Below are 14,333 nucleotides of genomic sequence, written 5' to 3'. Positions count from 1 at the left end.
TTGAAAAAGGGTGTTCTTTGAGTAATAATGAATCTTGCAATTTTCTTGATGAGTATCAAAGTGATATGCAGGAAGAATATAGCGGGGAAGAATATAATGAAGAAAGAAAGCAGTAATAAAACCAAGAGTGATGAGAGTGTCGAATCTAAGCGTATTGAATCATAATTTTGTCATATTCGCAGGTAAATCAAAAGATTTGTTTGTGTAATTCTCTGAAAAAGGTGGGATGTCTTTTATGAAATCCCTATCAAAGTTCTTACACTAGACATGATAACTACTAGATTATGAATTCCATACTTGGCTGATGTATAAGTACACCATATTTTTTAAAGAATCTGTTAGCTTGAAGTGCGGTAAGTCGCCACATAAAATTTTATTATCAAGTAAGCCGTCCTTTAGTAGTTGACCTGTCTTTTCATCTTTGTAATATCGGACAACTATGTTAAGTATATCTGTGGAAGGGGGATTGATATTTGGAACTCTTGGTGCAATGTTGGATATTTGTTCTTTAGCTTTTTTTTGTAAGGTTTCTGCAACAGATCTATTCCCTCTATCTTTCTGCTTAATCTTGCATCTATAAAATTTACAACCCCTTAAAACTTCTTCTTATTCACATCTTCTAGAATCTGCATAGCAACAGAATCTACTGCAAAGCTTATCTCTTGTGAATGATTTGCAATGCTTACATTTTGTTGTGTAATACTTTCTAATTGCGTTATGGTTTCATTGATTTGGCTGATACCTTGTGCTTGTTCTTTTATAGATTCTGCCATATCATTTATGCTTTGGACTAAGATATTCGTATTTGCTTCAATCTCGCCCAAAGATTTCTGCGTTCTCTCTGCTAGTTTTCTCACTTCATCAGCAACGACTGCAAAGCCCCTACCATGCTCTCCTGCCCTTGCTGCTTCTATTGCTGCGTTAAGTGCTAGTAAGTTTGTTTGATCGGCTATATCTCTAATAATGCTTATTACATTTTTAATATCTTCGCTTTGCGTGATGACTTCACCTGTTCTGCTTGATACATTCTGCATTGATGAAGTGATTTGCTCTACTGCAGCGGCGGTTTGCTGCAAAGAACTTGCCTGATGATTTGAGCTTTGTGAGAGTGTTTGCACTGATTCTTCTAGCTCTTTTGACTTAGATTCTAAATCTTTTGCAAACTTTTGACTTGTATGCAACATTTTTCGAATCTCTTCACCCAAAGTGTTTGTAACGACTTCTACCCTACCACTTGCATTTTTCACCTCTGTTGTAAAGTCAAGTTGTGTAAAGCTATCAAATACTCTTGTGATTTCATTTGCATCGCTACCAATTTTCTTCTCTAAATCATCTAGCATGTGGTTTAACACATTTTTTAATTCATTAAGCTGTGGATTATGCGGTGTTTCTGTAATACGCGCTGTGAAATCACCAGATTCTATAATCCTTGCTGTTTCCACTGACTGGGCTACGGCTTTGGAATCTTGGTCTAGTCCTAACTTTGTTTTTTCAATATTCTCATTGATCGCTTTTGCCATTACGCCTAACTCATCGGTGGAAGAAATATCAATGGTTTGTGTATTTTTACTCTCATGATTCAAAAATGCAAAAAAGTTAATCAAACCTTTTTGAATCTTATCGATAGGGCGTAAGAAAAAGCTAACAAGTCCAAAAATAACTGCACTAGCGATCAACGCAAAAAGTATCCCTATGCCCACTTGCACATATCCCTGCCTTTTGATAGGTGCTTCTATATCATCAAGTGTTTCAAAACTACACAAAGTATATAGTGAAAATGTTTTATCATGCGAAGTTTTACATTGCGCAAGTCTTGTAATGCCCTTATCTTTAATTTCAAATGCCTCAAAATCACCTGTCTTTGCAGACCATTGTGCCACTTCATCAAATATCGCATTCTTCTTCATAATGATTTCTGTATCAGTCGCAAGATATGGGATATTTTTATCATCAAGCACAAAGATGGTGCTACCGTTTTTCTCATGCAAAAAGGTAAAGTAATCCTGCAAAGTAGATAATAAAATATCGACACCAACGACTGCTACAACCTTACCATTTTTTACAACCGGATAGGCATAGCTCATATTTGGCTTACCGGTTACAGAATCTTCATATACTTCAGTTTGATAAAGACCATTTTTCGCAACCGCTCCAATATACCAAGGACGCTGCGTAGCATTGTAATCATTTGTATATTTACCCCCACGCATTCTGTATGGCAAACCCTGCTTATCAGTCCCCTCTTCAGATTCTACAATAGCTCCACTAGGAAAGCCTACATAAGAATTTAACGCACCAGTTGATTGTCTATGTGTTTGCAAGAAAGCACCAACCGCCCTTATAGCGACATCTTCATCTTCAAACATGCTTGATGGTAAAGACTTAATAGAATTTGCCAGACCTTCTAGAGCGGTAGAATACTTTTGATTAGAATCTTGCAAGATCAAATCTACAATACGCAATTCATTTGCTTGTGATGATATTGCGTGTTCCATAGATTCGCTTTTTTGCATAGTCATGGTGATTATGCTTAAAGTAATAATGCCAAGCATAATAACCGCTACTGCAATGAGTGCAACTTTTGTCTTAATGCTCATCTGTTTCATAGGTTCTCCCTTATTTAAGAATCTCATGCTACATTCTACACTGCCTTGTGTAGTGAATGTTAATTTAATGTAAAGTGAATTTGACATAAGCAGAGATTATTACACATAAATAATTAAAATTATGTTTATCTCATTAAAAAAGTTTATATTTGAATATATTGTTATTTTTTAGTGTTACATTTTTATACTTTTTTGTTTATTAAAGTATGTCATGTGTGCTAACAAGCACATAAAATACATAATCAATTTTTTAAATACTATTAAGTAAAAAGTAAAGAATGCAAAGTATAAGGCATTATTTGCTTATGTAATTTTAATTTGTATCAAAATACTCACAAGTTTAGTGCTTTAAAAATAATTTTATACCAAATATCATAGACGCTTTGTGTTTTGCATAAACATTATTTATCTTTGTAAAAACACGCATAAACAATTGTTGTTATGTAAAGGCTCTTAGTATGCAAATTAAGCAAGGTTGTAAGGACTATTGGCTATAATAGTATAATGTTATTTTGTGTTATAACTAGGGTTAAGTGCTTTCAAATGTTTATTTGATTGATTTTATTAATAAGGTTTTAATTATGGAGTTAAACACAGACAACAACACGAAAAATAAAACAAATAAGACAAAAGGTAAGGTTAGCAATAAGCAATAGTAACATAAATCTATCCTTATTATCAACAAGATTCAACATATACATGTCGCCACTATTTGTTATTATGTCCTTTGTATCTAAGTAGTGCTTTAATTGAGTATGTAGCTTATATTGATAGTGTAAGTCATATCTATATAAAGTATAGTATTACAAGACAAGTATTCTGTAAATACAAAAACAAGCTTTCTAATTTTCATAATATAGACTAGATACAAAGCACGAATAAAATAAAGAGAATTATAACAGAGTAAGCAACTTGTTAAAATTTCCTTAAAGTAGGGCTTTGTAGATGGTGACGGATTAGATAATTGCACTACCATTTCTCACTTTTACCAAGTATGTATTACAACTTTGACTTCACACATTACAATAGCCTTATGTCTTACTTTCCGTACTTTCACACTTAAGTTTGACTGATATATTTGGTAGTATAGAGATTTTAATTATTGCAGAAAATTAAATATTTTTGTGATGGACAAGTCTATATGAGATTTATGCAAAATTAGGTTCTCATAGCTACACCCATGTTGCAATCGTTCATTGTGGAATCTTAATTGCTTGAGCATTATTGATTTTTAATAAGGATATTATTTTATGCTGCGATATATTGCATTATTTGGTATGATGATGTCTGCATTTGTATTAGCAGATACTTTTTTAGATGAGGATAGCCAATCGTTTCAAAAGAGTAAAGATGATCCTAGTATGCTTGTCTTTGTAACCTCTCATGTTATACCCATTACTCCAGAGTTTGTGCAAAATACGCCTTATGGACGCATGATAGCTATTCCGCAAGAAGCATTAAATCCGCAAAATAACACAAATATAGTGGCAAAAGGCATGTATAATCATGGCAACTACACTATCTTTCGCTCCGATAACAACAACATTACTTTCTATCGTCATACACGCAATACGACAAGGCAATATACGCGTATGGCACCAAACATTTATAAGGTAACGCATTTTGCAGGGAGTTTTTATAAAGTTGAACCTATGCCACCAAGAATCACGGCTTGTTCCCTTATTATTTCACGCACTTTTGAAGCACAAAAGACTTCAAGTCCGCAAGTTTTACTTGACTTAAATAAGGTCCCAAATCAAGGCGTAGCAGACATTTTGCTTGAGTGTCCAAAGCCACCTGAATATTAGTTATCCATAAGATTCTAAGGTTAGAATGTATGAGCTTATTAACGCTTTTTTTACTTGCATTTGTTGGAGCGATTACGCCCGGACCTGATATTTTGCTTGTCATGCGTAATACTCTGCTATTTGGCTTTATGCAAGGCGTAAAGATTCTAAGCGGTATTGCTAGTGGTTGGATTGTCTATTTGGCGGTGCTTTATTTTGGATTTGGCTATCTTTTTAATGGCAAAATAGCACAGATTGCATTAAGCACTCTTGGGGCAATTTATCTAGCCTATATTGCCTTTATGCTTTTTAAAAAGAGTGCAACACATATTGATATTCCAGATTCTAATCTACAAAATAATAACTCGCAAGTCTCTCAAAATTCTAATACCTTAAAAGATAAACCAGACACTTATCTTAAAGCCTTAATCATTAATCTATCAAATCCAAAGGCAATTTTATTTTTTAGCGTCATTGTTGCCCCATTTATAGAATCTAGTCCGCTTATAAGTCTATCTGTGCTATTTTGTGGTTTAAGTAGTGCGTTTTTTTCTGTTATTTTACTTGCCACTTTTTTTAGGAATCTAATTTGCGATAGGGTTTTTCACATTATCGATAAGATTTGTTCTATCCTTTTTGCTTGTTTTTCTATCTTACTACTTTATCATGCGTATGATATTTTTATGTCGTGATGTATTTAAGATTCTAAGAGTTGGCAAGGCGTTTAAAATGTATAAGAAAATGCGATATTTATGTCGTTTATTTTGTTGTTTAAAAAATTTTTATGAAAACATATTAGAATCTTTGCATGTTTATTTAAGATATTATCTTAAGGAGTTTAGAAATATGAAAAAAACAAGTCGTCATACATTGGTAAAAATGCTTGCGATAATGCCACTAAGTCTTTGTTTAAGTCATGGGCTTGATGTAGCGGTTGCCCCCTCTTTCACTAGATCTACACCTTCTAGCAATGCAAATGTTGTCTTTTCTTACCACGAAGCGATTAAAAATGCTACAAAAGCTGTTGTAAATATTACGACTGAAAGGAAAGTTGGCGGTGGTAATTCCCCTTTTAATGATCCATTTTTTCAGCAATTTTTTGGCGATATGGTGCCACAAGATAGACTTCAAGGTGGTATTGGCTCTGGTGTTATCATTGCAAGTAATGGTTATATTGTAACAAATAGCCATGTGATTAAAGGTGCAGATAAGATTCATGTAACACTACCCGGTGATACAAAGAAATACCCCGCAAAACTTATTGGAGAAGATTCTCAAAGTGATATAGCTGTGATAAAAATCGAGAGAAATAATTTACCGATACTCCCTTTTGCTGAAAGTAGTCGCTATGCTGTTGGTGATGTGGTATTTGCGATTGGTAATCCCTTTGGTGTGGGTGAGAGTGTAACACAAGGTATCATTTCTGCGTTAAATAAGAATGGCTTTGGGATTAGTAATTATGAAAACTTCATTCAAACCGATGCGAGTATTAATCCGGGAAATTCTGGTGGGGCTTTGATCGATAGTAGAGGTGCATTTATCGGTATGAATACCGCTATTATCTCACGCACCGGTGGGAATCATGGTATTGGCTTTGCTATCCCTTCTGAAATGGTAAAAAGTGTAGCGACTGAACTCATTAAAAGCGGTAAGGTTAGGCGTGGCTTTCTTGGTGTAAGCATTAAAGATTTAGATTCTGATATTGCAAGCACTTATGGCGATACACAAGGGGCATTAGTCGTTGGTATGCAGGCAAATTCACCCGCACAAAAAGCGGGATTAGCTGTATGGGATTTAATCACTGCGGTAAATGGCAAACCTATCAAAAGTGCAGCTGAATTGCGGAATCTAATCGGGTCTATACCACCAAATCAAAGCATTACACTTACACTTTTAAGAAACAATATGAAAGGCGATAAAGCAAGCCTTGAAACAAAGCAAATAAAGCTAGTCCTTGCAGAGCAACCTCAAAGTAGCACAACGATAAATCAGCCAAGCAAAGTAGCACCAAGTGGTGGCAGTGCATTTGATGGATTAAGCATTGATAATCTAACAGGGCAAGTGCGTCAAGTCTATCGTGTGCCAAATGATATTAATGGAGCGCTTGTGAGTAATGTAATGCAAAACTCAAAGGCACAAGAGCTAGGATTCCAAAAAGGTGATGTTATCTCACAAGTAGAAAATATGCCTATCAAAAATGTAGCAGACTTTCAAAATGCATTGCAGGCATATAATGGCAAACCAAAGAGAATTTTAATCTATAATATCGTGAATAATGAAGTAAAAACCATTGTAGCGCAATAATAGAATCTATCTTTTTTTTACAATATGACATAAAATAAGTGCATTTTATTAATATTTTATTTTTGTTCTGTCGATATAATGACTGATTCTAATCGCTTAGTAAGGAGTGAGTATGGCAGTGAGCAAATTAAATGAGAATAAACTCAATGAGAGTCTGGAGCAATTATTTAAAAGCACAAAAGAAGATTGTATTTCTTATGAGATGATCGCACAAACCATTGATACAGAACCCACAATGGCAATCTTACAAAAGATAAAAACACTTTGTAAAACCCATAAAAAGCAGCTCATCAGCTCATCTGAAATGGCAAAGAACCTAAACGAGCAGGATAAGATTCAAGCAGATCTTATAAAGCAAAAAAATATGGAAGAATCTTTAAGTGAAGAGTTTGACTTTCAGCGAGAAAGAGAGTTGCTTGAATGGAGTAGAAGCGATAGTCCTGTGCGTATGTATCTGCGAGAAATGGGGCAGATTCCATTACTAAGCAAGGAAGAAGAGATAAATCTAAGCAAGGACATGGAAAAAGGTGAAGATATTATCATCGATGCGATATGTTCTGTGCCTTATTTAATCGATTTTATTTATGATTATAAAGATGCTTTGATTAATCGAGAGAGAAGAGTAAAAGAGCTTTTCAAAAGCTTTGATGATCCGCAAAGCGATGATGATTCTGATGATATTGAGTTTGATAGCTCTGAAGAAGAATTTGATGAAGAGAATAAGCCAAAAGCAAGAAAAAATACAAAAGCCGATGAAGCACGCATTGAAAAAGTGCTTGAAAGTTTTCAAGCCCTAAATGATGCAAAAAATGACTGGCTAAAGATTTTGCAAGAAGATAGTGAGTATGAAAGCAAAGGGCTTGTAAGAAAAGGTGATGATGAATTACTACATACGCTTATACTCGCCCATAAGAAACACATCTTAAAGCAAAGGCTGCTTAGCTTAGGACCTACAAGTAAGCTTATTAATGAGCTTACAAAAGCTATGGAAAATAGCTTGAAAAATGACGATGGATTTGATAGAGAGCTAAAAAGATTAGAGTATAGACTAAATCTTTTTAATGATACATTGCGACAAAATCATCAAGAGCTTTTAAAAAATATTGCTAATATGACAAGGGAAGAGATTGTAGCGCAAGTCCCAGAAAATACAATGGTTGCAACCTATGTAGAGATACAAAAACTCTATCGCACAAGGGAAGCAAGTAAGAGTGGATTTAATCTTGAGCCAGAAAAACTAAAAGAGATTCTAGAGCAAATTAAGCGGGGCAAAAGGATTTCAGATACTGCTAAGACAAAGATGAGTAGAAGTAATTTGCGTCTTGTTGTAAGCATTGCAAAGCGTTATACCAATCGAGGTTTGCCATTCCTAGATTTGATACAAGAGGGCAATATCGGGCTTATGAAGGCAGTCGATAAGTTTGAATATCGTAAGCAATACAAGTTTTCAACCTATGCGACATGGTGGATAAAACAAGCAATCAGTCGTGCCATAGCCGATCAAGCGCGCACTATAAGGATTCCAATCCACATGATTGATACTATCAATAAGATTAAGAATCTTATGCGAAAACACGCACAAGAAAAAGGCGAAGAACTTGATGTAGAATCTATTGCAAATCAAGTTGGCTTAAGTGTAGATAAAGTTAAAAATGTAATCAAAATCACAAAAGAGCCAATAAGCCTTGAAGCACCGATAGGCAATGATGATGATGGTAAATTTGGAGATTTTGTAGAAGATAAAAGCACGATGAGTTCTATGGATATTATGCTAAAAGAAGATTTAAGAGAGCAAATTGATAATGTATTAGACCAGCTTAATGAGCGAGAAAAAGCGGTGATTAAAATGCGTTTTGGTTTGCTTGAAGATGAAAGTGATAGGACACTAGAAGAAATCGGCAAGGCATTAAATGTTACAAGAGAGCGTGTAAGACAGATTGAATCAAGTGCGATTAAAAAGCTTAAACATCCAAGAATAGGCAGACAATTGCGACAATATCTTGGCGGATAAGGAAATTTTTATCACATTTGAAGACGGGAAAATAACATTAGAGTGAGAGTTTAGAATCTTTTGGCAAAACATAAGAAACTAACCGCATCTATTTATATTGATTACATTATACTCAGCTATACGATGTGGTTTTATTATGAGCATATTCAAGCATAATAACAAATAACCACACTATATATTGTTAAGAAACAATGCTATAATTATGATTTACTTTACAAAAAGAGCGTTTAATGAATAAAAAAGAGACAAAAGCACAAGACAATACACAAGATAAGTTGAGTGCGCTAGATTCATTTCGAGCTTTAGGCTTGAAAGACAAAGTGTTAAAAGGCATTAAAGAGGCAGGTTTTACTACACCAAGCCCTATACAAGAGAAAGCTATCCCACCCATACTTGAGCGTAGAGATGTTATCGCACAAGCCCAGACAGGCACAGGCAAGACCGCAGCATTTGCCCTGCCTATCCTCCATAGTTTGAAAAACGATAGCTCCATTGAAGCTTTAGTGATTACGCCCACGCGAGAGCTTGCTATGCAGATTAGCGATGAAGTCTTTAAGTTAGGTAAATTTTTAAAGACAAAAACAGTGTGTGTGTATGGCGGACAAAGTGTGAAAAAGCAGCTTGAATTAATAGAGAAAAAGCCACAGGTCCTAATCGCAACACCGGGTAGATTGCTAGATCATTTAAAAAATGAGCGACTAAAAAACTTCGCACCAAATGTTGTGGTCCTTGATGAAAGTGATGAAATGCTTGATATGGGTTTTATCGATGATATTGAAGAGATATTTCAATATATTCCAAATAACGCACAAACCCTGCTGTTTTCAGCCACAATGCCGGCTAGAATCAAACAATTAGCAGATAAGATTCTCTATGATCCTGTGCATATTAAGATTCAATCAAGTAGCACGACAAATGCAGATATAGCGCAACGCTACTATATCATCAACGAAAATGAACGGAATGAAGCCCTAACAAGGCTAATAGATACAGAATCTCCAAGCAAAAGTATCATCTTTATCCGCACAAAAAAAGAAGCCGATGAAGTCAATAGCTACTTGCAAAATAAAGGCTATAAAAGCACCGCATTACATGGCGATATGGACCAACGCATGCGTAGAGATTCAGTCCAAGCTTTTAAAGGTAAGGAAGCAGACATTCTAGTCGCCACAGATGTCGCTGCAAGGGGGCTTGATATACGCAATGTAAGTCATGTTTTCAACTATCATATACCTTTAAATATAGAATCTTATGTGCATAGGATAGGACGCACAGGCAGGGCTGGTAGCAAAGGTGTTGCCATTACCCTTGCTACACCGCTTGAGTATAAAGATCTAAAGAAGATACAGAATGAAACAAACGCAAAATTTGAGCTTTATGAAGTGCCAAGTGTAAGCAGCGATGTGATGATAAACACGCTTTTAAACACAAAGGTATCAGATGAAGCGATAAATCTTTATGAAAGCATAAAAGATAAGACAGATTCAGCTCAACTCATTTTAAGACTTTTATCTGTCTATCTACGAGAACATGTAAAAATAGGACTAACAAAGCAGGAAGCCCTAGAAGTCCAAAAACAAGAGATTCTAGAATCTAAAAAGGAGGCGAAAACAAAAGGTAGCAAAGGCACAAAAGGTAAAACTCTAGCTAGAGATAAAAATCCAAAATCAAGCACAAATAGACGCACTAATAAAGAGAATCTATCAAAAAACACACGACCAAGCAACGCCCAAGAGAGAGCTAAAAAGCAAAAAATGCAAAGTCAGCAAAAATACTATAAGGGATAACTTTGCGACTTAATCATTTTATCGCACTACACAGCAAATATTCGCGTAGAGAAGCGGATAGGCTAATAATAGAAGGGGCAGTAAAGATTAATCATGCTTTAGCGACAACAAAAACTCTAGTCCCACAAATAGCCCTGCAAAATCCACATGCCGCCATGAAAGAATTTAAGATTTTCATACATGGAAAAATGCTGCATTATGCTAAAAAGCAAAACTACACTGCAATCGTGTATCACAAGCCAAAGGGTGAACTTGTGAGCAAAAAAGATTCTTATGGGAGAAAGCTTATCTATGATAGCTTAAATGCTAGATACGCGCATTTTATGCCTGTTGGTAGGCTTGACTTTGCGAGTGAGGGGCTTTTGATTTTAAGTGATAGTAAAGAAGTTGTAAGCAAACTCATGCACTCAAACCTGCCACGCACCTATATTCTTAAAATAGATTCTCATATTACAAAGCAGATGATAAAGGCAATGGAAGAGGGCTTAACATTGCAAAATGCAAAAGCAGGTGGGCATAGACTAAGCAAGATAAAGACAATGGAGTTTATGCCTATGGAATATGAGATTATAAAAAGTGCTTCAATCTCAAAGCTAAAAGTGCGTATCAGCGAGGGAAAAAATCGAGAGTTGCGCAGATTTTTCGCACATTTTAATGCGAATGTGCTGGACTTAAGAAGAGTTAGCTATGGGTTTATCAATCTAAACGCACTGCCTGTTGGCAAAACCCGCTTTTTCACAAAGCAAGAATATGATGATTTGCATAAGTTTATGAGTGAAAAAGATTCTAATAGAAAAGATTCTTAATTGTGAGGTTAAGGCGTAGTGGTATAGAATCTTTTTGCTAGATATTAAGTTATAGTCGTGTCAGCAGAATATTGCCCTTTAACTGAATATGGAGATTAGAAATAGCTTGTTATAATGCTTAATAGAAAATAGATAAAAGATAAATTAAAGACAACTTAAAGATTTTTTGGAATGATAGCTTTGTCTTTGCAGATTGTATTTTATGCAGTCGCTTTGTATAAGCTAATCGGTTAAGACTTCTGTTTTCAAACCCTTTTAAAAGAAAACGAAGGGGGGGGGGGTGATTAACTTATACAATGTTTGTATTCTATCATAAGTTTGAAAGGATTTGGTTATGGGTTTGAATTTTGTTTTGATTGTGATTTTAGCGGCTTGGGTTGGTGTTAGTGAATATAGAATCTATTGCTTAGAAAAAGTTGGCAGAAATAGATAGTAGCAAAAGGGCTTAATATGATAGATATAATTTTATTCTTTTCTCTATTTGTTGTGATTGTAAGCAGCCCATTGGTATCATAAGAATAAAGTAAAAACCTTGCAAAATGAAATAAAAGAATTTAAAGATAAGATAGAGAAAAAATAACAAGCAATAGCATGATACAACAGAAAAAACGAAGTTATGGTTTTCCTTGAGAATAAGGAGACACAAGAGTAAATTTGTGCTTTGTGTAGAAATGAGCAAGGAGGGATAAATTTAAGGTGGTTTATTAAACATTGCATTAGATTCTAAGCTTGCACAATACAGGTTGTTTATCCCCCCCCCCCCACAACTCAAATAATATCTTGTGGGGAGCTTAGAATCCCCCTTACCGCACTTGCTGCTGCCACTTCAGGGGAGCTAAGATATACTTCGCTTGTGGTATGTCCCATTCTGCCTACAAAGTTGCGATTTGTGGTAGAGACGCATTTTTCATTTGCCGCTAAGATTCCCATATGTCCGCCAAGGCAAGGACCACAAGTTGGTGTAGATACTACCGCTCCGGCTTTAATAAAAGTCTCCAAATACCCGCGATTAATACACTCTAAATAGATATTTTGCGTAGCGGGAATGATAATACAACGCGTATTTTTTGCTATTGTCTTATCCTTTAGAATATTTGCTGCCACTTCCATATCGCTTAGCCTACCATTCGTGCAAGAGCCGATGACAACTTGATCTATCTTTATCTCGCCCCACTGCTCTCTTTCTTTGGTATTTTCAGGCAAATGCGGAAACGCCACGGTGTGATCTATGGAATCTAGCTCAATATCAAAGACTTCTTCATACTCTGCATCTTCATCAGCCTTGTAGATTCTAAACTCCTTGCTTGTGCGTCCCTTTGCATATTCAATCGTAATGTCATCTACTTCAAAAATACCATTTTTCGCCCCCGCTTCAATCGCCATATTCGCAATGCAAAGCCTATCATCAATGGTTAAGTTTTTTAGCCCCTCCCCGCTAAACTCCATACTTTTATACAACGCCCCATCAACGCCGATTTTGCCGATGATATGTAAAATCACATCTTTGCCACTCACATAAGGGCGGAGTTTGCCCTTGAGATTAAACTTCATCGCCTTTGGGACTTTAAACCACGCCTCGCCTGTTGCCATACCCACAGCCATATCCGTGCTTCCAACCCCCGTGCTAAACGCACCCAACGCCCCATAAGTGCAGGTGTGAGAATCTGCCCCGATAATTAAATCGCCGATTGTTACAATGCCTTGCTCAGGCAAAAGGGCGTGTTCTACCCCCATATTCCCCACATCATAGTAATGCTTAATATCAAAGTCATTTGCAAAACAGCGGCATTGCTGACTTTGCGTAGCGGCTTTTATGTCCTTATTTGGTGCGAAGTGATCCATCACAAGTGAGATTTTATTTTTATCAAAAACTTGCGTGAATTTAGCTTGTTTAAAGGCGTTGATTGCCACAGGCGTGGTAATGTCATTGCCTAGCACCATATCTAGCTTTGCTCTAATTAAATCATTTGCCTTGACAGATTCTAATCCCGCTCTATCGGCTAAGATCTTTTGACTCATTGTCATTCCCATATTTTGCTCCTTACTGATTGTTGTTTATTGTTTTGTAATGTCTCTAAATACTCTTGCATAGGCAGTGTATCTACCTTTGCACTAAAGATAGCAAAAGATTCCAAAATCTCGCAGCCACAATACTTAAACGCACTTGTGAGTGGGCTTAAAATCGTGTTAAGACTATATCCGTGATGTCCATCATAGCTCTCTTTTGCCCCGCCTAAAGTCGTAATGACTTGAAACTTCTTGCCCTGCAGTAGCTTAGAATCTTTGCCATATAAAATATGTGTCAAAACCCTATCCTGCCACTCTTTCATAAGCGCAGGTGTGCTAAACCAAAACAGCGGAAATTGAAAAATGATTTTTTGTGAATCTTTGAGTAATGCCACTTCAGATTCTGCATTTATCACGCCGTCTTTATAGGTTTCATTGAGATTGTGAATCTTCACATTTGCTAATGTTTGAGCTGATTCTAATAACGCCCTATTGACTTTAGAATCTTTCCAAAATGTGTGTGAAAAAAGTAGTAGTGTTTGCATAATTTTCCTTTTTGTTACAGCATGAAGCTACATTATAGCATGTTGTTTTATAATTTTTATCAAATTATATATTTTATATAATATAGCAATATAAATTAGGTAAAAATATTCCATAATATTCTTATTCTATCAAATATAAGAATATTATGGAATATAGTATAGACGATCGATAGTCATTGTAATATACAATGATACAAAATATTATGAGTATAGCATTTAGATCTTTTAATTTGTGTGGAGACAAATACGAGTTATAAATAATAAAGATTAAGAAACCAAGCAGATGGAATATTATTTGGATATTACTTAAAAACATAATCCTGTGAAACATGAAGGTAAGTTAGCCTGTTATCTTTAAGTTAATCTGGCTACTATCCTTAATTGTATTCATGAATTACTTTACTTGTCTTGATTAAAGATTGTTATTATATGTTATTTAGTAAGAGTGCAATATGTTTTGTTAAAAAGGGTGGTAAAGGA

Annotated in this window: 9 protein-coding genes; 6 read left to right on the top strand and 3 right to left on the bottom strand. The window is 35.5% G+C overall.

The window, feature by feature from the left end:
* Positions 1–593 precede the first annotated feature (593 nt).
* The gene (locus C6H17_RS13425) at positions 594–2,597 is read right to left on the bottom strand and encodes a methyl-accepting chemotaxis protein (protein WP_005218370.1); all 2,004 of its coding nucleotides are present in this window, start codon (positions 2,595–2,597) and stop codon (positions 594–596) included.
* Positions 2,598–3,856: 1,259 nt separating this feature from the next.
* On the opposite strand from C6H17_RS13425, the gene C6H17_RS05285 reads away from it, so the two are divergent.
* From C6H17_RS05285 to C6H17_RS05260, 6 genes are all read left to right on the top strand, one after another.
* Positions 3,857–4,414, top strand: coding sequence for a hypothetical protein (locus C6H17_RS05285; protein ID WP_005218368.1), 558 nt, complete (start codon positions 3,857–3,859; stop codon positions 4,412–4,414).
* A gap of 29 nt (positions 4,415–4,443) precedes the next feature.
* Positions 4,444–5,085, top strand: coding sequence for a LysE family translocator (locus C6H17_RS05280; RefSeq protein ID WP_005218366.1), 642 nt, complete (start codon positions 4,444–4,446; stop codon positions 5,083–5,085).
* A gap of 178 nt (positions 5,086–5,263) precedes the next feature.
* Positions 5,264–6,697, top strand: coding sequence for a Do family serine endopeptidase (locus C6H17_RS05275; protein ID WP_005218364.1), 1,434 nt, complete (start codon positions 5,264–5,266; stop codon positions 6,695–6,697).
* A 112-nt stretch (positions 6,698–6,809) separates the two neighbouring features.
* A complete protein-coding gene (gene rpoD / locus C6H17_RS05270) occupies positions 6,810–8,708 on the top strand; it encodes an RNA polymerase sigma factor RpoD (RefSeq protein ID WP_005218363.1) in 1,899 nt (632 codons plus the stop codon).
* Between the two features lie 230 nt (positions 8,709–8,938).
* The gene (locus C6H17_RS05265) at positions 8,939–10,495 is read left to right on the top strand and encodes a DEAD/DEAH box helicase (protein ID WP_005218362.1); all 1,557 of its coding nucleotides are present in this window, start codon (positions 8,939–8,941) and stop codon (positions 10,493–10,495) included.
* Positions 10,496–10,497: 2 nt separating this feature from the next.
* Entirely contained in the window at positions 10,498–11,301 is an 804-nt protein-coding gene (locus tag C6H17_RS05260; protein WP_005218360.1) for a pseudouridine synthase, read from the top strand.
* Positions 11,302–12,069: 768 nt separating this feature from the next.
* Here the strand turns inward: C6H17_RS05260 and leuC are convergent.
* Entirely contained in the window at positions 12,070–13,332 is a 1,263-nt protein-coding gene (leuC, locus tag C6H17_RS05255; protein WP_005218359.1) for a 3-isopropylmalate dehydratase large subunit, read from the bottom strand.
* Positions 13,323–13,853 (bottom strand): NAD(P)H-dependent oxidoreductase, encoded by a 531-nt coding sequence (locus C6H17_RS05250; protein WP_020995879.1) that lies wholly within the window; start codon positions 13,851–13,853, stop codon positions 13,323–13,325. Before C6H17_RS05250 ends, leuC begins: the two co-directional genes overlap by 10 nt.
* Positions 13,854–14,333: the final 480 nt, after the last annotated feature.

Origin of the sequence: Helicobacter rappini (genome assembly GCF_900198625.1) — a bacterium.
Classification (GTDB): Bacteria; Campylobacterota; Campylobacteria; order Campylobacterales; family Helicobacteraceae; genus Helicobacter_A; species Helicobacter_A rappini.
Note: the sequence above shows the minus strand (reverse complement) of the source record. Positions and strands in the feature narration are given on the sequence as shown.

Coding starts and splice junctions, on each gene's coding strand:
- C6H17_RS13425 (WP_005218370.1), bottom strand. CDS start 2,597: ATGAGCATTAAGACAAAAGTTGCACTCATTGCAGTAGCGGTTATTATG.
- C6H17_RS05250 (WP_020995879.1), bottom strand. CDS start 13,853: ATGCAAACACTACTACTTTTTTCACACACATTTTGGAAAGATTCTAAA.
- leuC (WP_005218359.1), bottom strand. CDS start 13,332: ATGGGAATGACAATGAGTCAAAAGATCTTAGCCGATAGAGCGGGATTA.
- C6H17_RS05280 (WP_005218366.1), top strand. CDS start 4,444: ATGAGCTTATTAACGCTTTTTTTACTTGCATTTGTTGGAGCGATTACG.
- C6H17_RS05285 (WP_005218368.1), top strand. CDS start 3,857: ATGCTGCGATATATTGCATTATTTGGTATGATGATGTCTGCATTTGTA.
- rpoD (WP_005218363.1), top strand. CDS start 6,810: ATGGCAGTGAGCAAATTAAATGAGAATAAACTCAATGAGAGTCTGGAG.
- C6H17_RS05265 (WP_005218362.1), top strand. CDS start 8,939: ATGAATAAAAAAGAGACAAAAGCACAAGACAATACACAAGATAAGTTG.